Origin of the sequence: Streptomyces sp. NPDC051219 (assembly GCF_040682335.1) — a bacterium.
Classification (GTDB): Bacteria; Actinomycetota; Actinomycetes; order Streptomycetales; family Streptomycetaceae; genus Streptomyces.
On record NZ_JBFBAS010000005.1, the window covers coordinates 150196 to 171689 of the forward strand.

19 protein-coding genes and 1 pseudogene are annotated in these 21494 nt (G+C 71.1%); 8 read left to right on the top strand and 12 right to left on the bottom strand.

Translation table 11 applies throughout. The features are described 5' to 3' along the window. Positions 1 to 4 precede the first annotated feature (4 nt). The 3 genes from AB0M62_RS09000 to AB0M62_RS09010 all read right to left on the bottom strand — a co-directional run bounded on the left by AB0M62_RS09000 (position 5) and on the right by AB0M62_RS09010 (position 2246). A complete protein-coding gene (locus AB0M62_RS09000) occupies positions 5 to 649 on the bottom strand; it encodes a TetR/AcrR family transcriptional regulator (RefSeq protein ID WP_366073442.1) in 645 nt (214 codons plus the stop codon). 57 nt (positions 650 to 706) lie between these two features. After that, positions 707 to 997 carry a YiaA/YiaB family inner membrane protein gene (locus AB0M62_RS09005; protein ID WP_366073443.1) on the bottom strand — a complete coding sequence of 97 codons (291 nt, stop codon included), beginning with the start codon at positions 995 to 997 and terminating at the stop codon, positions 707 to 709. A 97-nt stretch (positions 998 to 1094) separates the two neighbouring features. Beyond that, complete coding sequence (locus AB0M62_RS09010) at positions 1095 to 2246, bottom strand: acyl-CoA dehydrogenase family protein (RefSeq protein WP_366073444.1); 1152 nt, start codon at positions 2244 to 2246, stop codon at positions 1095 to 1097. A gap of 54 nt (positions 2247 to 2300) precedes the next feature. On the opposite strand from AB0M62_RS09010, the gene AB0M62_RS09015 reads away from it, so the two are divergent. Continuing rightward, positions 2301 to 2939: a TetR/AcrR family transcriptional regulator C-terminal domain-containing protein gene (locus tag AB0M62_RS09015; protein WP_366073445.1), complete on the top strand. Its 639-nt coding sequence runs from the start codon at positions 2301 to 2303 to the stop codon at positions 2937 to 2939. After that, complete coding sequence (locus AB0M62_RS09020; RefSeq protein WP_366073446.1) at positions 2936 to 3505, top strand: isocitrate lyase/phosphoenolpyruvate mutase family protein; 570 nt, start codon at positions 2936 to 2938, stop codon at positions 3503 to 3505. Before AB0M62_RS09015 ends, AB0M62_RS09020 begins: the two co-directional genes overlap by 4 nt. On the opposite strand, the gene AB0M62_RS09025 is transcribed toward AB0M62_RS09020, so the two are convergent. The 7 genes and pseudogenes from AB0M62_RS09025 to AB0M62_RS09055 all read right to left on the bottom strand — a co-directional run bounded on the left by AB0M62_RS09025 (position 3472) and on the right by AB0M62_RS09055 (position 13650). Further along, on the bottom strand, positions 3472 to 4869 hold the full coding sequence (locus tag AB0M62_RS09025) for an MFS transporter (protein ID WP_366073448.1): 1398 nt from the start codon (positions 4867 to 4869) through the stop codon (positions 3472 to 3474). The genes AB0M62_RS09020 and AB0M62_RS09025 overlap by 34 nt on opposite strands. Positions 4870 to 5139: 270 nt before the next feature. Then, a complete protein-coding gene (locus AB0M62_RS09030) occupies positions 5140 to 6225 on the bottom strand; it encodes a Zn-dependent alcohol dehydrogenase (RefSeq protein WP_366073449.1) in 1086 nt (361 codons plus the stop codon). A gap of 15 nt (positions 6226 to 6240) precedes the next feature. After that, a complete protein-coding gene (locus tag AB0M62_RS09035; RefSeq protein ID WP_366073450.1) occupies positions 6241 to 7653 on the bottom strand; it encodes an aldehyde dehydrogenase family protein in 1413 nt (470 codons plus the stop codon). A 33-nt stretch (positions 7654 to 7686) separates the two neighbouring features. After that, positions 7687 to 8944: pseudogene (locus AB0M62_RS09040) on the bottom strand (MFS transporter). Next, positions 8944 to 10371, bottom strand: a complete 1428-nt coding sequence (locus AB0M62_RS09045) for a citrate:proton symporter (protein ID WP_366073451.1) — start codon at positions 10369 to 10371, stop codon at positions 8944 to 8946. The pseudogene AB0M62_RS09040 and the gene AB0M62_RS09045 overlap by 1 nt, the downstream one beginning before the upstream one ends. 143 nt (positions 10372 to 10514) lie before the next feature. Further along, positions 10515 to 12860 carry a molybdopterin oxidoreductase family protein gene (locus AB0M62_RS09050; protein WP_366073452.1) on the bottom strand — a complete coding sequence of 782 codons (2346 nt, stop codon included), beginning with the start codon at positions 12858 to 12860 and terminating at the stop codon, positions 10515 to 10517. Between the two features lie 175 nt (positions 12861 to 13035). Beyond that, positions 13036 to 13650, bottom strand: a complete 615-nt coding sequence (locus tag AB0M62_RS09055) for a TetR/AcrR family transcriptional regulator (protein WP_366073549.1) — start codon at positions 13648 to 13650, stop codon at positions 13036 to 13038. A 141-nt stretch (positions 13651 to 13791) separates the two neighbouring features. On the opposite strand from AB0M62_RS09055, the gene hmgA reads away from it, so the two are divergent. The 3 genes from hmgA to AB0M62_RS09070 all read left to right on the top strand — a co-directional run bounded on the left by hmgA (position 13792) and on the right by AB0M62_RS09070 (position 17258). Beyond that, complete coding sequence (gene hmgA, locus AB0M62_RS09060) at positions 13792 to 15117, top strand: homogentisate 1,2-dioxygenase (protein ID WP_366073453.1); 1326 nt, start codon at positions 13792 to 13794, stop codon at positions 15115 to 15117. A gap of 55 nt (positions 15118 to 15172) precedes the next feature. Beyond that, a complete protein-coding gene (locus AB0M62_RS09065) occupies positions 15173 to 15922 on the top strand; it encodes a GntR family transcriptional regulator (protein ID WP_366073454.1) in 750 nt (249 codons plus the stop codon). A gap of 148 nt (positions 15923 to 16070) precedes the next feature. Beyond that, positions 16071 to 17258 (top strand): type ISP restriction/modification enzyme, encoded by a 1188-nt coding sequence (locus AB0M62_RS09070; RefSeq protein WP_366073455.1) that lies wholly within the window; start codon positions 16071 to 16073, stop codon positions 17256 to 17258. A gap of 10 nt (positions 17259 to 17268) precedes the next feature. Here the strand turns inward: AB0M62_RS09070 and AB0M62_RS09075 are convergent, their stop codons facing one another. Continuing rightward, the gene (locus tag AB0M62_RS09075) at positions 17269 to 18000 is read right to left on the bottom strand and encodes a TetR/AcrR family transcriptional regulator (RefSeq protein ID WP_366073456.1); all 732 of its coding nucleotides are present in this window, start codon (positions 17998 to 18000) and stop codon (positions 17269 to 17271) included. A 64-nt stretch (positions 18001 to 18064) separates the two neighbouring features. Here AB0M62_RS09075 and AB0M62_RS09080 point away from each other — a divergent pair, with 64 nt between their 5' ends. Genes AB0M62_RS09080 through AB0M62_RS09090 form a run of 3 tightly spaced genes read left to right on the top strand, consistent with a single transcriptional unit; the run spans position 18065 to position 21108 of the window. After that, positions 18065 to 19054 carry an ATP-binding cassette domain-containing protein gene (locus AB0M62_RS09080; protein WP_366073457.1) on the top strand — a complete coding sequence of 330 codons (990 nt, stop codon included), beginning with the start codon at positions 18065 to 18067 and terminating at the stop codon, positions 19052 to 19054. Continuing rightward, complete coding sequence (locus tag AB0M62_RS09085) at positions 19051 to 19839, top strand: ABC transporter permease (RefSeq protein ID WP_366073458.1); 789 nt, start codon at positions 19051 to 19053, stop codon at positions 19837 to 19839. Before AB0M62_RS09080 ends, AB0M62_RS09085 begins: the two co-directional genes overlap by 4 nt. Before the next feature lie 60 nt (positions 19840 to 19899). Continuing rightward, the gene (locus tag AB0M62_RS09090; protein WP_366073459.1) at positions 19900 to 21108 is read left to right on the top strand and encodes a CaiB/BaiF CoA-transferase family protein; all 1209 of its coding nucleotides are present in this window, start codon (positions 19900 to 19902) and stop codon (positions 21106 to 21108) included. 77 nt (positions 21109 to 21185) lie between these two features. Here the strand turns inward: AB0M62_RS09090 and AB0M62_RS09095 are convergent, their stop codons facing one another. Next, on the bottom strand, positions 21186 to 21449 hold the full coding sequence (locus tag AB0M62_RS09095; RefSeq protein ID WP_366073460.1) for a hypothetical protein: 264 nt from the start codon (positions 21447 to 21449) through the stop codon (positions 21186 to 21188). Positions 21450 to 21494 lie beyond the last annotated feature (45 nt).

Below are 21494 nucleotides of genomic sequence, written 5' to 3' on the forward strand. Positions count from 1 at the left end.
GCTTCTACTTCTGGGGCTCCGGGCCCGTGCGCCGCGCTCCGACCATGCGGAGCACGAGGTCGGCGTAGAGCGCGCCGACCTCGTCGGGCGTTCTGCGTCCCTCCACGTTGAACCAGCGCGCCACGTCGATGCAGAGCGACAGCACGGCGACAGTGGTGCCCGGCACGTCGGGCACCTCGAACTCCCCCGCCCGGACGCCCTCGTTGAGGATCCGGCGCACGGCGGCATCGCTCTTCCTGCGCAGCGCGACGATCTCGGTGCGGTGCTCGGGGCCGAGGGCGTCGAGTTCGTACTGGACGACACGGGCGGTCATATGGCGCCCGGCGTGCCAGCGCACGAAGGAGCGCACGGCGTCGTCGAGACGCTCGGTGGGCGTGCCCGCACCGCCGGCGGCAGTCTCCAGGATCTCGAGGGCTTTGTCGTGGCCGATCCGGCTGATCCGGTGGAGCAGCTCTTCCTTGGTCTTGTAGTGGATGTAGAGCGCGGCCGGGCTCATCCCGGCCCGCCCCGCGATGTCGCGGGTCGTGGTCGCGTGGTAGCCGCGCTCGGCGAACGCCTCGACGGCGGCGACGAGCAGCCTGCGGGCCGCCTCGGGGCTGACCTCGCCCCACGGCGCGTCCTCGCCGCCGGTCTCCTCCGCGATGCCCATCGCTCACCCCTTCCGCCTCACCAGGACTGACACCTTACCCTGAGGGTGAGCAAGCGCTTAGCTCTTGGCGTTGAACGGGTCGTACTCGGCGAGCAGCTTCTCCAGCCGCGCCTGGTCCACCCGGCTCACGATCTGCCCTGCCTCCTGACGGTCCCTGATCACCTTGGCAAGGGTGAAGGCCGACGTGGTGAGGTAGAGGACCGCGATCGCGAGGAACGCCCGCACCCACGCGTCCGCTTCCAGCCTGAGGACGCCCAGGCTCACCGCGCCCAGCGCGATGGCGAAGGACGCGACGGCCTGCCCGTAGTACGCCGCCGTGTTCTGCTGCTTGACCGGTGTGTCATTCATGGTGCAAGCATCGGCGGCCGCGGCCCTGGCCACATCCGTGCGGGTACTCAGGCCACGTACTCAGCGAAGGGCGCGCAACGCCCGGCGAAGCAACACCTCAGAACGCCGAGACCCCGGTGAGCGCACGGCCGATGACCAGCTTCTGGATCTGGCTGGTGCCCTCGTACAGCGTCATGACGCGGGCGTCCCGCAGCAGTTTGCCCACCGGGTACTCGTCGATGTAGCCGTAGCCGCCGAAGACCTGCAGCGCGTTGTTCGCGGCGCGCACGGCGGCCTCCGACGCGAAGAGCTTGGCCTTGGACGCCTCGGTGTCGAACGGCAGGCCGCGGTCGACCAGGTCGGCGACCCGCCAGGTGAGCAGCCGGGCGGCGTCCACGTCCACCGCGATGTCGGTGATCAGCTCCTGCACCAGCTGGTGATGGGCGATCGACTTGCCGAACTGCTCACGCTCGGTCGCGTACGTCACGGCGGCGTCCAGCGCGGCCTGGGCTATGCCGACACAGCCCGCGGCCACCGACATCCTTCCCTTGGCAAGCGCCGACATCGCGACCGAGAAGCCCTTGCCCTCCGGGGCGATCATCGCCGAGGCCGGGACCCTGACGTCCTCCAGCACCAGTTCGGCCGTGGCCTGGCCGCGCAGGCCGAGCTTGCCGTGGATCTCGCGGCGGGTCAGCCCCGGGGTGCCGGTGGGCACGAGGAACGCGCTGACGCCCTTGTGGCCGGGCGTGTCGTTCGTACGCGCGAAGAGCAGCACCACATCGGCCCAGGTGCCGTTGGTGATGAACATCTTGGTGCCGTTGATGACGTACGTGTCGCCGTCCCGGGCCGCCCGGGTGACGAGATGGCCGGCGTCGGAGCCCGTGCCGGGCTCGGTGAGGCCGAAGCATCCGACGTGGTCGCCCGCGGTCAGGCCGGGGAGCCACTGCCGCTTCTGTTCCTCGCTGCCCCAGGCGGCGATCGACTTGGCGACCAGCCCGAGCGAAACGGAGACGATGCCGCGCACGGAGGAGTCGCCGCGCCCCAGCTCCTCGGTGACCAGGGCGTACGCGAGGTGGTCACCGCCGGAGCCGCCGTACTCCTCGGCGATGGTGAGGCCGAGGAAGCCGAGCGCGCCGAGCCTCTTCACGATGCCGCGGTCGACGCTCTCGGCCCGGTCCCAGGCGGCGGCGTGCGGGGTGATCTCGCGGTCGGCGAAGTCCTTGGCCAGCCGGCGCACCGCGGCCTGCTCCTCGCTCAGCTCCAGGTTCATCGCACCTCGTTAAATTAACACTGCTAGTTTATTCGCAGGCCTACTATGTGCCGCATGGCCCGCCCACGCAAGCCCCTTCTCAGCAGAGAGCGCATCGTCGAAGCGGCGAGCGCACTCGTGGACGCCGAAGGGCTCGAGGCGGTCTCCACGCGCAGGCTCGCGGCCGGGCTCGGCGTCAGCGGGCCGTCCCTCTACAACCACTTCCGCAACAAGGACGAGATCCTCGACGCCGTCGCGGACACGGTCAGCGCCCAGGTCGACCTCTCGATGTTCGGGGACGGCCGCGACTGGCGCACCGCGCTGCACGACTGGGCCGCTTCCTACCGGGAAGCCCTCCGGGCGCACCCGAACATCGTCCCTGTCCTGGCCCAGGGCCCGGGCCGCCGCCCGGCCGGACTGCGGCTGGCCGACGCGGTCTTCGGCGCGATGGTCGAAGCGGGCTGGCCGCCGGCGCAGGCCACCCACATCGGAGCCCTGATGCGGTACTTCATCACCGGCTCGGCCCTCGGCTCCTTCGCGCGCGGCTTCGTCGACGACGAGGCGGCGTACGACCCGGCGGACTACCCCCACCTCGGCCAGGCCCACCTGCTGGCCGAGCGCCAGCAGCAGGTCGACGAGGGAGCGTTCGAAACGGGCCTGCGGGCGCTGATCGACGGCCTGTCGGTGCAGTACGACCAGTTGGTGCGCTCGTGACAGACCTGGAGGACGACCAGCCCATGAGCCGTTACGAAGACTTCGCCGCCCTCGCGGCGGAGCTCGCGGACGCCGGCGTCGCCGGGGTGAACATCGAGGACGGCCGGCCGGACGGGTCGCTGGCCGATCCTGACGCGCAGTGCGAGCTGATCCGGGCCGTCAAGGCAGCGGCGCCCGCGCTGTTCGTCAACGCGCGGACCGACACGTACTGGCTGTCCGGCCACCGGGAGCGGACCGGCGAACGTCTCGCCGCCTACCAGAAGGCGGGCGCCGACGGTCTCTTCGTCCCCGGACTGCAGGACGAGCGGACCATCGGCGCCCTCACGCGGGAACTCGCGCTCCCGCTCAACCTCCTCTACGCGGCCGGCGGGTTGACCGTCGCACGCCTGGCCGAGCTGGGCGTGGCCCGGATCAGCACCGGTTCGCTGCTCTTCCGGGCCGCAATACACGCGGCGGTGAAACTGGCCCGTGCGGTCGCCCGAGGCGGTGCGGAGGCCGCGGACATCGGCACAGTGCCCTCGTACGAACGGGCTCAGGCCTGGGCGGGAGTGTTCTCCTCCTCCTGAGGCGCTGCGCCTTCCTCCTCAGGTGCGGCGGTGGCCTCCTCGCGGGCGGCGGCCCGTCGGGAGAGGATCCGGATGGAGATCAGGGCGATGACCGCGAGGCCGATGATGTAGCCCGACACCGCCATCGAGGTGCCGGTGGCTTCCAGCAGGAGCACCATCACGAACGGCGCGAGCCCCCCGCCGAACACGGCAGCGATCTGGTAGCCGAGTGAGGCACCGGTGTACCGCATCTCCGCCGTGAACAGCTCGGCGAAGAGCGCCGCCTGCGGCCCGTACATGATGCTCAGGAAACAGCTGGTGACGAACGTGCCCACGGCCAGCCAGAGCAGGGAGGCGGTGTCGATGAGCAGGAACAGGGGCACCGCCCAGAGCAGCAGGCCCACCGCACCGAACGCGTAGATGCGCAGTCGGCCGATGCGGTCGGAGAGGGCCGCCGCGGCCGGTATCAGCACCAGCTGGGTGAGGCTGACGCAGAGCGATACGGCGAGGACCGCGCTGCGCTTCATGTCGAGTTCGCGGGTCGCGTAGTCGAGCACGCCGGTGATGATGATGTAGAACGTGGCGGTGTTCACGGCGAAGGATCCGCCGGCCAGGAAGACCGTGCCGAGGTGGCTGCGCAGGATCATGCGCAGCGGGGAACGCGCTTCGCCCTTCTCCTGTTCGGCCAGGGCTCGTTCGGCCTCACGGAAGGCGGGGGTCTCCTCGACGCGCGTGTGGATGTACCAGGCCAGGACGAGGACCAGGACGCCCACGAAGAACGGCAGTCGCCATCCCCAGGCCGCGAAGGTGCTGTCGCTGGTCGTGGCGCCGGCGATGAGGAAGACGGTGTTCGCGGTCACCACGCCGATGGGGACGCCGAGCTGGACGAGGCTGCCGTAGAGGCCGCGCTTGCCCTCGGGGGCGTACTCGGTGGCCATGAGCATCGCACCGCCCCACTGGGCGCCGACGGCGATGCCCTGGAGGACGCGCAGCAGGACGAGCAGCACCGGGGCGGCGATGCCGATCGTCTCGTAGGTGGGCAGGAGCCCGATGCCGGTGGTGGCGACGCCCATCAGGGTCAGGGCGAGGACGAGCATCGGCTTGCGGCCGCGCTTGTCGCCCAGCTGGCCGGCGATGATGCCGCCGATGGGACGGGCCAGGAAGCCGACCGCGAAAGTGGCGAAGGCGGCGAGGACACCGGCGGAGGAACTCCCGGCCGGGAAGTACAGATCGCCGAGCACGAGCGCGGCGGCGATGCCGAAGACGAAGTAGTCGTACCACTCGACGGCGGAGGCGAGAGCGGCGGCCGTGGCCACCTTGCGCCGGTTCCGGTCGGTGAGGGCCGGCGCGGTGGTGCCGGTCGATGGGGAAGCTGCCGTGTCCATGCGGTGCACACTCCGGTGGTGGGTGCGGGGGACGGTAGGGGGCGGCGCCGTGATGAGATTGCGGGGACCGTACCGACCGGCTGGTACGGAGGTCAACAGCCCGCACAGCAGCAGTTTTGTCACGACGTACCGACCGGTACGCGCGGTCGGCCAGGCAGCACGAGCACCCCGGCCGCGCGGGGCGGCCGGGGTGCTCGACAAGGTTCCGGGAAGGAGCGGTAAGGGTGCGGAACGAGCCCTGAAAAGTGCGGACGGGCCCGGAAAAGCCGACTAGGACTCGAAGAGAACCAGGGCGCGACCGCCCTTGCCCGCGAGCATGTTGTCGAAGGCGGCCGGGATGCCGTCGAGGGCGATCCGCTCGGTGACCATGGAGCCGAGGTCCAGGCGGCCCGCCCGGACGTGCTCCGCGAGTACCGGGAGGTCACGGGCCGGGTCGGAGTTGCCGTACACACAGCCGGACAGCGTGCGGCCGAAGTGGAAGATCTCCAGGGCGTTGAACGTCACCTGCTGGTCCTTGCCGCCGATCCCGACGACCGTGGTGCGGCCGCCGCGGCGTGTGGACTCCCAGGCCGTTCGGATGGTCGCGGCGCGGCCGACACACTCGACCGCGACGTCCACTCCCTGCCCGCCGGTGAGCTTGCGGATCTCCTTGGCCGTGGTGTCCGAAGCGATGAGGAACTCCGTCGCCCCGGCGGCTCGCGCCAGCTCCTCCTTCGCCGGGGAGACGTCCACGGCCACCACCGGTCCGGCGCCGGCGATGCGGGCGGACTGGAGCGCGGCCAGGCCGACGCCGCCGGCACCGAAGACCGCCACCGACTCACCGGAGCGGACCCGCGCCGAATGATGGACCGCTCCGTAACCGGTCAGGACCGCGCAGCCGAGCAGCGCGGCCTCGGCGAGCGGGATGCCCTCCGGAACGGGCAGCACACAGTTCGCCGCGACGACGGTCTCCTCGGCGAAGGCCGCGACGTTCAGGCCCGGGTGGAGTTCGGTGCCCTCGACGGTACGGGCGTGGACATTGCCCACCCCGGCGAGGGCGTTCGCGCACAGCCACACCTCGCCGAGTCCGCAGTGGTGGCAGTTGCCGCAGGAGGGCGCCCAGTTGAGCACGACGCCGTCACCGGGGGCGACGTGGCCGACTCCCTCCCCCACCGACACCACCGTGCCCGCTCCCTCGTGGCCGAGGACCGCCGGGACGGGAACGCGCATGGTGCCGTTGGAGAGCGACAGGTCGGAGTGGCAGACCCCCGCGGCGGCGAGACGCACCCGGACCTGGCCGGGGCCGGGCTCGGGCAGTTCGATCTCGGCGATCTCCAGGGGAGAGCCGACGGCGGGCAGGATGGCGGCGCGGACCATGTGACTCTCCGGCGGTCAGAACTGCAGGGACTTGGTCTGGAGGTACTCGGCGAGGCCGTGCGTGCCGAGCTCCCGGCCGACGCCCGACTGCTTGTAACCGCCGAAGGGGGCCAGCGGGTTGAACCGCCCGCCGTTGATGTCCACCTGGCCGGTGTCCATCCGGCGGGCGAAGGCGACCGCCTCGTCGGCGTCGGCGGCCCAGACCGCACCCGCGAGACCGTACACGGTGCCGTTGGCGATACGCAGGGCGTCGTCCTCGTCCTCGTACGGCAGGATCGACAGAACCGGGCCGAAGATCTCCTCCTGGGCGATGGTCATGGAGGGCGTGACGTCCGCGAAGACCGTAGGGGTGACGTAGTAACCCCGCTCGTGAGGCGAGTCCGGGCCGCCGGCGACGATGCGCGCGCCCTCCTCCACGCCCTTGGCGATGTAGCCGCGCACCCGGCTGTGCTGCTTGGCGTTGACGACCGGACCGAGGCGACTGGCCTGGTCGTGCGGGTCGCCGGAGACGTACTTGGCGGCCGCGGTGGCGGCGAGCGCGACGGCTTCGTCGTACTGGTCCCGGTGGACGAGCATGCGGGTCCACGCGCTGCACGTCTGGCCGGAGTTCGCCATGACGTTGGCCACGCCGACGCCGACCGCCTTGGCCAGGTCGGCACTCGGCAGGATGACGTTGGCGGACTTGCCGCCGAGCTCCAGGGCGACGCGCTTGACGGCGGCGCCGGCCGTCGCGCCGATCTGCCTGCCGACCGCGGTGGAGCCGGTGAAGGAGACCAGGTCGACGCCCTCGTGCTCGGCGAGTGCCTGCCCGGCGACCGGCCCGAGGCCGGTGACCAGGTTGAACACCCCCGCGGGGACGCCCGCCTCGTCCACGGCCTCGGCGAAGAGCTGCGCGGTCAGCGGGGTGTCCTCGGCGGGCTTGAGAACGACGGTGCAGCCGGCGGCGAGCGCGGGTGCCACCTTGGCGACGATCTGGTGCAGCGGGTAGTTCCAGGGGGTGATCGCCCCGACCACTCCGACCGGCTCGAGCAGCACGGTGGAGTTGCCCGCCTTCTCCTGGAAGGAGTACGTGGCGGCGAGTTCTGCATAGGAGCCCGCGACGGCGATCGGCACTCCCGCGTGCACCGTCTGCGAGAAGCCGAGCGGTGACCCGAGTTCGGCTGTCACGGTTTCGGCGATCTCGTCCCTACGGGCCACAAGCACGTCACGCAGGGCGGCGATACGTGCGGCCCGCTCGGCGGGCGGCGTCGCGGCCCAGCGGGGAAGTGCCGCACGCGCCGCGCGAACCGCCGCGTCCACGTCCTCGGCGGTGCCGGCCGGCACCTCGCCGATGACCCGTTCGTCGGCCGGGTTCACGACCGCGATGGTGTCCGGACCGGCCGCTGGCCGCCAGTCCCCGTCGATGTACATCCCGTCATGGGCCTTCATCGCATGCCTCCAGAGCCGACGTGGTCCTCGCGGCTACAAACTAGCGCTGTTAGTTTTCTGGCGCCAGTGCCCGCCGGAGAGCGAGGGCGCGGCAGGCTCCTGCGGTGCGGCGGGGCCACCCCGCACCGACAGCCCGGCGGCCGCGATCAGCAGCCTTCCCAGCATCACGAACGGCGCCGCAGTGCCGGCCACACCGGCCACCAGACCGGCCGAGGCCGGTGCCGCGACCTGGCCGAGGCGGTTGCCGGTGAGGCGGAGGGCGAGCGCGGTGGAGCGGGCATGGTGCGGGGCCGCCTGTACGACCGTCGTCATGGACAGCGGCTGACCCGCCCCGAGGCAGAAGCCGAGGACGCCGAGCATCAACGCGAGGGCCCGGACGGGCACGGGCAGGGCGAGGCCCCCACAGAGCAGCCCCGCCGAGCAGACAGGTGCAGGTCAAAAGGGCCGTACGGCCGAGTATGCGGATCATCGGGGCGATCACGAGCCGGCATGCGATGGTCGCGGCTGCGCGCAGGCTGAGCAGCAGCCCGATGACGGACGGGGCGATGCCGCGGTGTTCGCCGATGACCGGCAGATAGGCGGTGAGGATGTCGGTCGCGGAGAGCACTGCGAGGCTGACGAATATACCGGCCGGGACACCGCGGGTACGCAGGATCCGGTGTACCGGGACCGTGGCCCGCTCGGCGTCCGCCGCACCGCCGTCCACGGCCGAGCGGTGCTCGATTCGCCACAGTGACGTGACCGAGACCGCTGCGACGGCCGCGGAGACGAGCAGGGCGATCGCGCTCGTGCGGGCCATCGCGCCGTCGTGCCCGGAGACGACGAACCCGGCGGCGGCCGGGCCGACAAGCTGCCCGAGGGAGGCGCCGATCGTGAAGTGCCCGAAGCTGCGGTCCTGTTCGGCCGGGGCGCTCTGACGGGCGACGATCGACTGGGCGCCGATGACGAAGCAGAGGTGGCCCAGGCCCATCACCCCGCTCCAGGCGGCCATCGCCGGAAGGGAGACCGCCGTACCACTGAGGGCACACCCGCCGGAGATCAGGACGACGCCCAAAGGCAGCAGTGGTGCACACCGCCCGTGGTCGGTCCTGCGCCCCAGCGGTACGGCGGCGAACAGCGGAAGCAGGGCGTACACGCCCGCGATCACACCGATCGCACGCTCGTCCGCACCCAGGGCAAGAGCCCGGTAGGAGACGGCCGGCCGCGCCATCGACACCGCACTCTGCGCGCACGCGAAGGCGATGACGAGGCGGAACAGCCAGCCCCTGCCGGGCCCTTGGGGGGAGTTCATCAGATGATGCCGAAGAGGATTCCGGCGCCGAGGACCACCAGCGAGGTGAGCGCCGCCCACTTGACGGTGAATCGGGTGTGGTCGCCGAACTCCACCTTGGCCATGCCGACCAGGACGTACACGGCGGGAACCAGCGGGCTGGACATGTGGAGCGCCTGCCCGACCAGGGACGCGCGGGCGATCTCCAGCGGCGAGACGCCGTGCGCGGCGCCGGCCTCGGCCAGGACCGGCAGGACGCCGAAGTAGAAGCCGTCGTTCGACATGAAGTAGGTGAGCGGCAGGCTCAGCAGGCCGGTGACGATCGCCATGTGCGGGCCCATGCCCTCGGGGATGGCGCCGACCAGCCAGTCGGCCATGTGCTCGACCATGCCGGTGCCGGTGAGGACTCCGGTGAACACGGCGGCGGCGAAGACCATGCCGGCGACGTTGAGGACGTTGTCGGCATGAGCGGCGATACGGGCCTTCTGGTCGGGCATGTGCGGGAAGTTCACGGTGAGGGCGAGGGCCGCGCCCAGGAGGAACAGCACCGGGATGGGCAGCAGTTCCATAATCATCGCGGTGAGCAGCGCGACGGTGAGTCCGGCGTTGAACCAGTAGAGCTTGGGACGCAGGGTGGCGCGGTTCGGGTCGAGGCCCTGGAAGCCCTCGTCCTCCTCGCCGGGAACGGCGCCGACGCCGCTCCCGGCGCCGGAGCCGGTGCCGGCCGTGTCCGTACGGACCTGTCCGCCGCCGCCCGCACCGACCAGGACCGCCTCCGTGACGGTCTCGGACTCGGTCTCGCGCTCGGTCTCCAGCACCTCGTCGAGGGTGAGCACACCGAGGCGCTTGCGCTCGCGCAGGCCCAGCACGTAGGCGAGGACGAAGACGAAGAGCAGCCCCACGGCGAGCGCGGGGATCATCGGCACGAAGATGTCGCCGGCGTCGAGCTTGAGGGCGGTGGCCGCGCGGGCGGTGGGGCCACCCCAAGGCAGTGTGTTCATGACGCCGTTGGCGGTGGCGGCGACTCCTGTCATGACGACCAGGCTCATCTTGAGGCGCTTGTACAACGGGTACATCGCCGAGACCGTGATCATGAAGGTCGTCGAGCCGTCCCCGTCCAGCGAGACGATCGCGGCGAGCAGTGCGGTGCCGACGACGACACGCATGGGGTCTGCCTTGCAGAAGCGCAGGATGCCGCGGACGATCGGATCGAACAGACCGACGTCGATCATCACGCCGAAGTAGACGATGGCGAACATGAGCATCGCCGCGGTGGGCGCGAGATTGCCCACGCCTTCCAGTACGTAGTCGCCGAGTTTGGCGCCCTGTCCCACGAACACACAGAAGAGTGCGGGGATGATCACCAGTGCCGCGATGGGCGACATCTTCTTCATCATGATCAGAACCAGGAAGGTCGCGATCATGGCAAAGCCGAGGATGGTCAGCATTGGGGTACCTCACGTTCGCCCTTGAACTCCCACCAGGGACGGTGGTTCCTCGACGTTAGGTCGGCGAAGTCGGCACCAACAAGATGTTGACGCGCGAGCAATAAGAGCAAAACCCCAGGTCACCCGGCCGATGGTGCACCAAGTCAGTCCACCGGCGCCACTTCGACCGGAAAGCCGTTGAGGACAGCCGTACCCGAGAGGGGGTCCAGCCGGCTGCCGTCGAGCAGCTGGTTGACGTTGACCCCGGGACTGGCGGCGGCGACCTTCATCCGAGTTCCGGGACGGTCGTGGCCCCAGCCGTGCGGGAGGCTCACGACACCCGTACGGACGGTGTCCGTCACCTCCACCGGTACATCGAACGCACCGCCGTCCGCGGTGACCCGAGCGGTCGCGCCGTCGACGAGACCGAGCCGGGCGGCGTCCTCGGGATGTACCTGGAGGGTGCAGCGGTTGGTGCCGCTGTTGAGCGTGGGCACGTTGTGCATCCAGCTGTTGTTGGAGCGCAGATGGCGGCGCCCGACCAGAACCAGGGCGGCGGCCCGGTCCCCCAGGGCCCGTCGCAGCCTCGGCAGGTCGGCGGCGATCGGTTCCGGGAAGAGCTCGATACGGCCGCTGCGGGTCTTGAGGACCTGCGGGATGCGTGACTCCAGCGGGCCGAGGTCGATCCCGTGGGGGTGGGCGAGGAGCCGTTCGAGGCTGAGTCCGTGCGCGCCGCGGTCCGTTCCTCTGCCATGGGCGCTTCCCTGGACGCTTTCCTGGGCGCCTTCTCGGGCGCCTTCTCGGGCGCCTTCTCGGGCAGCGTCGTGGGCACCGCCCTGCGCGCCGAAGCCGTCGCCGTACGGGCCCAGTCGCAGCATCAGGTCGAGCCGGCGCTCGGGGCCCGTGCGACCCGTGAGCTGCGCGGCGAGTTCCTTCGGGTCCCGGCCGTGCACGGGCGAGAGCGGGTCGGCGACGGCCTTGGCGAGCGTACTGTCGATGACCATGGCGTCGACGGCCGACGGCTCGGCGCCGTGCATGCCGCCGACGGCGAGAACCAGCCTGGCGAGGATCTCGCTCTCGTCGAGCCTGTCCTCCTCCAGGGGGACCGCGGGGCGTGTGTAGCGGACCTGGTTGCGTACGGAGAACGCGGTGAACGCGAAGTCGTAGTGCGCACTTTGGGACGGCGGCGGCGGGGGCAGGACGACGTGCGCACGCCGCGACGTCTCGTTGAGATACGGATCGACACTGACCATGAAGTCGAGGCCTGCCAACGCCGTGTCGAGGCGGTTGCCGTCGGGCGCGGACAGCACCGGGTTGGCCGCGAGCGAGATGATCGCTCGGATCTGTCCCTCCCCCGGCGTCTCGATCTCTTCGGCGATCGCGGCCATGGGCAGTTCGCCCTTGGCCTCGGGGTGGGCGCTGACGCGGCTGTGCCAGCGGCCGAGCAGGAAGCCCTTGCCGGGGCCGGCGGGGCGCGGGGCCCGGTCGGTGGCGGCGAGCGGGAAGAGAGCGCCGCCGGGGCGGTCGAGATTGCCGGTGAGGATGTTGAGTACGTCCACCAGCCAGTTGGCGAGGGTGCCGTACTCGACGGTGGAGCTGCCGATGCGGCCGTACACGGCTGCGGCGGGGGCGGCCGCGAGTTCGCGGGCGATCGTGCGGATCTTGTCGGCCGGGATGTCACACGCCTCGGCGACGGCCTCCGGGGTGAAGGGCCGAATCGCTTCCCGGAGTTCGTCCAGGCCGTCGACATGCTCGTCGAGGCGCCCCGGATCGGCGAGCTTCTCCTCGAAGAGCACCTGAGTGAGCGCGGCCAGCAGCAGCGCGTCGGTGCCTGGCCGGATGGCAAGGTGCTGGTCGGCGAGCTTGGCCGTACGGGTGCGGCGCGGATCGACCACGACCAGCTTGCCGCCACGGCGGCGCAGGGCCTTGAGTTTGCCCGGGAAGTCGGCCGCGGTGCACAGACTGCCGTTGGATTCCAGGGGATTGGCACCGAGGAGGAGGAGATGGTCGGTGCGGTCCAGATCGGGCACCGGGATGGCGACGGCGCTGCCGAAGAGCAGCCCGCTGGAGACATGCTTCGGCATCTGGTCGAGGGTGCTGGCGGTGAAGAGGTTACGGGTGCGCAGCGTGGTCAGGAGTACGGGCGGGTAGAGCGCGCCGGCCATCGTGTGGACGTTGGGGTTGCCGAGGACGACGCCGACGGCGTTCGGCCCGTACTGCTCGATCAGCGGCCGCAATCCGGCGGCGACTGCGTCGAAGGCCTCGTCCCAGCTCGCCTCCTGAAGCCTGCCGTCCTTGCGCACCAGTGGCGTGCGCAGCCGGTCGGGGTCCCCGTCCAGCTCGCCGAAGGAGGCGCCCTTGGGGCAGATGAACCCCTGGCTGAAGACGTCGTCGCGGTCCCCGCGGGCGCCGGTGACCCGCGAACCCTCGATGGTGAGCGTGAGTCCGCAGGTCGCTTCGCAAAGCGGGCAGATGCGCAGGGCGGTGCGGGCTGCGTCGTGGTGAGACATCGGGGGCCCTCCCGGGGCGGCGGCGACGGTGGCGCGCGAGCACCCCCGAGCATACCGACCGGTAGGCACGCTGGGGAGGGTGTTGCGTTGACAGCTGCGGTGCCGGACGGGGGAACCGGCTGCGGGGAAGACTGCGGGGCCGGGCGGGGCTTCCTTCGTGGGCGGCGGCGGGGGGTCAGCCGAGCGTGCGGGCGAGGTACGCGTGAAGTAGCTCGCGGGTCTCCGCAATGAGCTCGGGATCCCCCGACGGCCCGGCGCGGAAGGCGAGCTGCAGCAGCGCGTCGGTGGCCTCGACCGCGACAAGAACGGTGCGGCGCAGCCGTCCGTCGGGGGTGCGGTCCAGATGCGCGGCGATCAGGTCGGTCAGCCGGCCGGCGACGAGGTGGTTGGCATCGGCATCACTTCCCGCCGGGGCGGGCACGCCGAAGTCCACGAGCGCGAAGCCCGGGACGGTGCGCTTCATGGCGATGTACTCGTCGAGTACGGCATCGATGGCGCCGCGCCAGTCGGTCCTCGGTACGGCCGCCAGACGCGCGCCGACGCGCTGGGCGTAACTGTCCAGGTTGCGGTGGGCGAGGGCGTCGGCCATCGCGCGCTTGTTGCCGAAGAAGCGGTAGACCGAACCAATGGGCACTCCGGCGCGGAGGGCGACCGCGCGGGTGCTCAGGTCCTCGTACCCCGTCTCGTCGAGCAGTTCGGCGCAGGCGTCGAGGATGCGGGTCAGGCGCTCGGCGCTGCGCTGCTGGACGGGCGTTCGGCGGAGTGACTTCGCGTGGGGCACGGAATGCATCATGCGCGAGAGTAGAGCATTGTTCACCTTTTGGAACCCCTGACGCACCGGAATCGTCACAGCGGCACGCCCCCGTTGACGTGGCAGACCAGGAATCCTACGGTCATGCATAGGATTCCTTCAGAGCGGCAGGAGCACGCAATGGGCACTGGTGGCACCGAGCAGGCGAGGAAAACGGCGGAGGGCCTGGCGTACTCCTCCGGTTTCGGCAATGAGCACAGCTCGGAAGCCGTACCCGGCGCTTTGCCGCACGGCCGGAATTCGCCCCAGCGCGCCCCGCTCGGCCTGTACGCCGAGCAGTTGAGCGGCTCGGCCTTCACCGAGCCCCGCGCGCAGAACCGCCGCTCATGGCTCTACCGCATCCGGCCATCGGCGGCGCATCCCGCCTTCGTACGGACGGACAACGGCACCCTGCGCACCGCACCCTTCACCGAGACCGTTCCGGACCCCAACCGCCTGCGCTGGAATCCCGTGCCCGAGCCCGCGCCCGGCACCGACTTCCTGGCCGGCCTCTGGACACTCGGCGGCAACGGCGACGCGACCCAGCGCACGGGTATGGCCATCCATCTCTACTGCGCCAACACCTCCATGACGGACCGGGTGTTCAGCGACTCCGACGGTGAGCTGCTGATCGTCCCCGAGCGCGGCGGGCTGCTGCTGCGCACCGAGTTCGGGCTGCTGCGCGCCGAGCCCGGCCATGTGGCCCTGATCCCGCGCGGCGTCCGCTTCCGCGTCGAGCTCCTCGACGACACCGCCCGCGGCTATGTCTGCGAGAACTACGGGCAGCCCTTCACCCTCCCCGACCTGGGACCGATCGGCGCCAACGGGCTCGCCCACCCAAGGGACTTCCTCGCGCCCGTCGCGGCGTACGAGGAGACGGAAGGACCGGTGGAGGTGGTCAACAAGTTCTGCGGAAACCTCTGGACCGCGACCTACGGCCACTCACCCCTCGATGTCGTCGCCTGGCACGGCAACCATGTGCCGTACGTCTACGACCTGCGCCGCTTCAATGTGCTGGGCACCATCAGCTACGACCACCCCGACCCGTCGATCTTCACGGTCCTGACGTCTCCGTCCGACACCCCCGGGCTCGCGAGCGTCGACTTCGTCGTCTTCGCGCCCCGCTGGCTGGTCGGCGAGGACACCTTCCGGCCGCCGTACTTCCACCGCAATGTGATGAGCGAGTACATGGGCCTGATCGAGGGCGCGTACGACGCGAAGGCGGAAGGCTTCCTGCCGGGCGGCGGCTCGCTGCACAACATGATGTCGGCCCACGGACCGGACCGGGAGACCTTCGACCGGGCGAGCGCCGCCGAACTCGTGCCACAGAAGATCGACGACGGCCTGGCCTTCATGTTCGAGACTCGCTGGCCGGTGACCGCGACCGGGCAGGCCGCGACCGCCCCTCATCTCCAGCGAGGGTACGACGACGTGTGGCAGGGTCTCCAGCGCCACTTCCGATCGTAAGAACATAAGCAGGCAAGACGTACGCAGGTACGCAAGTACGTACGGAGAAGACGCCGTGACCGCCTTTGCCCCGGACTCGCTGGTCCTGAACCGGAAGCTTCCCCTCTGGTACCAGGTCTCGCAGTCGCTGCGCGCCTCGATACTGGGCCGCACACCGGACGCCTCGCTGCGCCTGCCCACCGAGGAGCAGCTCGCCGAGCACTACGGCGTCAGCGTGCTCACCATGCGCCAGGCCCTCAAGGAGCTGGAGCAGGAGGGCCTGATCAGCCGGCACCGGCGGCGCGGCACCTTCATCGAGCCGGGGGCCCAGCGGGGCGCCCCGGTACGGCTGCTGGGCTCGGTGGACGCCATCGTGGCCCAGCAGTCGGGCGAGCACACGACCGTGCTGAGCCACGGCCTCGTTCCGGTACCGGTCGAACTCGCCGAGCACTTCCCGGGGCTGGCCGAGGTGGTCACGTACAAGCGGCTGCGCCGCGACGGTGACGGCGGCGAGCCCACCAACTGGGCCGAGAACGCGGTCCGTCCCGATCTCGCCGCCGCCATCGACCTCGCCGACCTGGAGCGCTGGCCGATGACGAAGGTGCTGCGGGACGCGGTCGGCGTACGGATCAGCCGGATCACCGACACCGTCGAGGCACGGCTCGCCGACCCGCCCACGGCGGAACTGCTCCAGGTACCTCTGCTGAGCCCGATCCTGCACTACACCGGCGTGACCTACGACGAGGGGGGAAGGGTCGTCGACGTCGCCCGGATCCGCTACCGGGGAGACCGGTTCTCCTTCACGGTCACCATGGACGCGCACTGACGCCCGGTCCGCGGCATGGATACGATGCGGGCGCCGGGAGGAAGGGCCCGGCGCGCGGCACCACGGGGAGGGTGGCACGGTGACGGCACGGCGCGGAACAGGCAGAGCGGGCCGGGCAGCCGGTAACGCCCCACTGCTCGAGGAACTGATGCCTTGGTCCGTGGCTCCGATGCGCCTGGGCCGGTCCTGGCCGATGGCTCCGCACGCCCCTTCCCTGCGGGCCCGTTGGGACCGGCTCGTCGGCACCGACGGGGCCGCCCGCGAACGGCTCTTCGGTCCCAGCCGGGCACGTACCCAGCAGAGTTCCGTCGCCGCCCTGCCCGGGCAGCCCACCTCCACCGGCCGGTTCGCCCGCGAGAGTGGCCGCTGCCCGGCTCCGGTCCGGGTGCTGTACGCCCCCTTCGACGAGCAGTGGCTGCTTCCCGACCACCGCCTGATCGACGCCGCCCGCCCGGAGCTGTGGCGCGTCGCGGACGACCGGCAGCTCTTCGCCGTCGAGCAGGGCTGCGTGCCCGAGGCCGGTGGACCCGCGCTGCTGGCCACGGCGCTGCTGCCGGTGGGCGGGAGCGCCTCCGGCACGAAGGCCGGTGCCGGCCGTGCACCCGCCGGGCGCCCGTCGCGCATCCGGCCGCTCCACCGCCGCCCCGGCGGCCTGGAACCGAATCTCGCGCCGGGCCTGCTCCCGTTTCTGAGCGGCCGGTACGGGCAGGAGGTCACCCCGCAGGACGTGCTGGCCTGGGTTCTGGCCGCGGCTCGGAGCACCCCGGAGGGCTGCGCCGTACCGCTGCCCGAGGACGGCGAACTCTGGTCGCGTGGTGTCGGTTTGGGCCGGCGGATGCTGACGTTGCAACTGCGTGGTGCACACGGCGGCGAGCGGCCGCGGATGCCGGGCGGCCGGCGGCCGTACGTACGGGCGGCAATCCCGGCGCATCCGGCGGAGCTGCTGTACGACCGCGAGGAAGAGGTGCTTCAGCTGGGCGAGGGACGGGTCTCACCCGTTCCGGCGGGGGCCTGGGACTTCCACGTGTCCGGGGTGCGGGTCCTCGGGGCGTGGTTCGAGCGCCGCACAGTCCTCGGCGAGCCGGGCACCCTGGATGCGGTTCGTCCCGCGTCCTGGCCCCAGGAGTGGACGTCCGAGCTGCTCGAGCTGATCACCGTACTGGGACTGCTGTACGAACTGAGGCCGCAGCAGGAGGAATTGGCGGACTGCCCGCAGATCACCCGGACCGAGCTGCTGCGCGCGGGCGTGCTGCCGGTGCCGGCCGGCGCGCGGCGCCCCGCGTCCGTACTCGACCACCACGAGGAAGGCCCGGAAGGCCAGTTCGTGCTCCTGTGAGGATGCGGAGTCAGGGGCCCGCGCCTTCGCGCTTGAAGCAGTCGAGCAGTCGTCCGAGCGCCCGCTCGAAGACCGCGTCCAGGTCGATCGGCCCGGAGTCCTCGGCGAACGCGGCGGCCATGCGCGGGTATTTGCCGGTCCTGACCTCGCGCATCAGGTACGCGCCGCGCACCGCCTGGTCCTGTTGCTCCGTCCAGGGCAGCGACCGGCCGCGTTCGGCGGTGGCCAGTTCGTTGCTCACGAAGGTCGTCACCATGCCGTTGAGCATCGCGACGAGTTCCATCTTCGTCCCGAAGGTGACGTCGAGGCCGTCCAGGCAGGCGAGGCAGTACTCGAGGTAGCGCAGCGCGTTGGGGCTGAAGCCGTACACCGGGGACATCAGGCGGGGCATCCACGGGTGCCGGTGCATGAGCGCGCGGGTCTGCCGCGTGAGCGCGAGCATGTCCGCCCGCCAGTCGCCGGACGGCTCCTCGGGCAGCTCGTACTCGCCGCTGGCGGCGTCGAACATCAGCTCGTACAGGTCTTCCTTGCGGGGCACGTAGTTGTACAGCGACATCGTGCCGCAGCCGATCTCGGCGGCGACCCGCCGCATGGAGACGGCGTCGAGACCGTCCGCGTCGGCGATGCGCACCGCCGCCGCGGCGATGTCGGCCCGGCTGTAGGCGGGCCGGGGACCACGCCCAGCCCGTTCCGGGCGTGCCCAGATCACCTCGGGTACCGCGGAACGCCCGTCGGCTGTCATCGATCCATCACCTCGCCCACCATCCTAGTTACGTACGCCGTACGTAGTGCGGTACGGTGCAGCCATGCCAACTACGTACGCCGTACTTAGTGAAGGTCTTCAGAAGCGCTACGGACAGGTGCACGCCCTGCGCGGGCTCGATCTCGCGGTCGCCCAGGGGACGGTCTGCGGAGTGCTCGGGCCGAACGGCGCGGGCAAGACCACCGCTGTCCGGATCCTGACCACGCTCACCACCCCCGACGCGGGCACGGCCCGGGTCGCCGGCCACGAGGTGGTCCGGGAGGCGGCCGCCGTGCGCCGGAGCATCGGCGTCACCGGCCAGTACGCCTCGGTCGACGGCGATCTGACCGGGCGCGAGAATCTGCGGCTGTTCGCCAAGTTGCTCCGGCTCAGGGGTGCTGCGGGCCGGACGCGCGCCGATGAACTCCTTGAACGCTTCGAGCTGACCGACGCCGCCGATCGTCCGGCCCGCACCTACTCCGGCGGTATGCGGCGCCGCCTGGACCTCGCGAGCAGCCTGCTCACCCGGCCCGCGGTGCTCTTCCTCGACGAGCCGACCACCGGCCTCGACCCGCAGAGCCGCAACCAGATCTGGACGGCGGTGCGCGAGCTCACCGGCGAGGGCACGACCGTGCTGCTCACCACCCAGTACCTGGAGGAAGCCGACCAACTGGCCGACGACATCGTACTGATCGACCGGGGCCGGGCCGCGGTCACCGGCACCCCGGCCGGCCTCAAGGCGCGGATCGGCTCGTACGCGGAGGTGGTGGTCGCGGACGTGTCCGCGCTGATCCCGGCCGCCGGTGTCCTCGACCAGCTCACCGGCTCCGAACCGGTCCTCGACCACGAGCGCCGCACCGTGGGGGCCGTCGCGGCCGACCCCGCGCTCGCCCTCCCCCGTATCGTCCGCGAACTCGATGCGGCCGGAGTGCCGGTGGTCGACGCGAGCCTGCGCCCTCCGACACTCGACGAGGTCTTCCTCCGCCTGACCGACCGCCCGACCTACCGCGTCGGCACGGCCGGCTCCGCAAGGATCGAGGAGTGTGAGGCATGAGCACCATCGTGTACGACGGGACCGCGGTGCTCGGCCGCCATCTGCAGCGCATCCGGCACGCCCCCGGCGTGCTGATCCTCACCCAGACCATGCCGATCACCATGCTGCTGTTCTTCGGCTATGTCTTCGGCAGCGCACTGGCCGTGCCGGGCCAGGAGTACCGCGCCTTCCTGGTGCCGGGACTGCTGGCCGCGACCGCCGCGAACGGCATCATGACCGGGATGTTCCAGGCGGCGCAGGACGCCGACCGCGGCGTGATGGACCGCTTCCGTACGCTGCCGATGAGCCGGGCGGCGGTTCCGCTCGGGCAGACCGCCGCCGATCTCCTGACGACCGCCGCCGGGATGGTCCCGCTGATCCTGGTGGGCCTCGCGGTGGGCTGGCGGATCGAGGGCGGGGCGCTCGACGCTCTCGGCGCCTTCGGGCTGCTGCTCCTCTTCCGGTTCGCGAGCTCCTGGGTCGGCGCGTACCTCGGGATGCTCGTGCGGAACGAGGAGGCGGCCGGCCAGCTCGGCAGCGCGACCTTCATCCTGCCGTTGCTGTCCGGTGCGTACATTCCGACGGACAACCTGCCGGACTGGCTGCGCGCGATCGCCGAGTGGAACCCGATCAGCGCGGTCGCCACGGCCGTCCGCGAACTGTTCGGCAACTCGGGAGCCCAGGCGGCGCCGGGCGCGGCCTGGCCGATCACCCATCCGGTGGCCGGGGCGGTCTGCTGGTCAGTGGTGCTGCTGGCCGTGTTCGTCCCCCTGGCGGCCCGTCGGTACGCGCGGGGCGGACGCTGAAGGGGTCCAGGCACCGCCGGGGGTGACAAAGGTGCCCTGTACACGATAGGTACGGCTGTCATGAGCACCCAGCACAGGCCGCAGCCCCTCCCCCTCGACGGGATCACCGTTGTCGCCGTCGAGCAGGCGGTGTCCGCCCCCTTCGCGACCCGCCAGCTCGCCGATCTCGGCGCCCGGGTCATCAAGGTCGAGCGCCGCGACGGCGGGGACTTCGCCCGCGGCTACGACACGGCCGCACGCGGACTGGCCTCGCACTTCGTCTGGGCCAACCGTGGCAAGGAGTCCCTCGCCGTCGATCTCAAGGATCCCCGCGGCCTCGAGGTGGTCCACCGACTCGTCGCCGAAGCGGACGTGTTCGTGCAGAACCTGGCGCAGGGCGCGGCCGCCCGGCTCGGCCTGGACGCCGCGACGCTGTGTGCGCGCCACCCCCGGCTGATCGCGGTGGACGTCTCCGGTTACGGAGCCGGTGGACCCTACGCCCACAAACGCGCGTACGACATGCTCGTCCAGTGCGAGGCGGGCCTGGTGTCGGTGACCGGGACGCCGGAGCAGCCGGTGAAGGCCGGCATCCCGGCGGCCGACATCGCCGCCGCGATGTACGCGTTCTCGGGGGTGCTGGCCGCTCTGCTGCGGCGAGGGGTCACCGGCCTCGGCGGGCCGGTCGAGATCTCCATGCTGGACTCCCTCGCCGAGTGGATGGGCCACCCACTGCACCATGTGATGCACGGTGGTGAACCACCGGCGCGCACCGGGGTGGCGCACGCCGTCATCGCGCCGTACGACGCCTATCCGACCAGCGACGGCGGGCAGGTTCTGCTCTCGGTGCAGAACGACCGGGAGTGGCGCCGGCTCACCGAACAGGTGCTTTCCGCACCCGAGTTGGCGGACGACCCGATGTTCGCCAGCAATGCCGCCCGTACCGCGAACCGCGAGAAGACCGACTCGGTGGTGGCGCAGGCGCTGGTCAGCATGAACACGGAAGACGCCATCATCCGGCTGGAGGCCGCGGGTATCGCCTGCGCCCGGTTGAACTCGGTCGCCGATCTGGCCGCGCATCCGCAGCTCGCGGCCCAGGACCGCTGGCGGGAAGTGGAGTCACCGGCCGGGCCGCTGCGGGCGATGCTGCCACCGATCGGACTGCCGGGCGGCCCGGCTCCTCGTATGGGCGCGATTCCCGCGCTCGGCGAGCACACCGACGCGCTGCTGCACGCCCTGGGGATGACGGACGCGCAGATCGCAGCGCTGCGCCGGGACGGCGTGGTCGCCTGAGCGCGATGTGCGTACGGAGTTCTCCGTACGCAGTCGTACGCATTCGTGCGCGGCCTCTGCGGCCTACGCGGAGCAGGTCAGCCGCGGCTGCCGAACAGCGAACGGCGCAGGCGCCGCAGCGGGGCGAAGAGCGAGACGCGCGCACTCTTGCTCCGGCGGGTGTGCGCGATGTCGCGCGTGGTGAGCTCCTGCATCAGCAGTGTCGCCTCGGCCGCCTCGCGCTGGGGAACGGCTGGGCCGCCCAGCACCGCGAGATGGCGGTCGAGCCGCGAACTGGTCGCGCTGCTCCCACACGTGACAGCAGGCACACGCGGCCTGCTGCGCATAGCTATTTGTTCCATGTCACTCCCCACCCGTACGAGGGCACCCGGCCCGGGCAGGTTAAC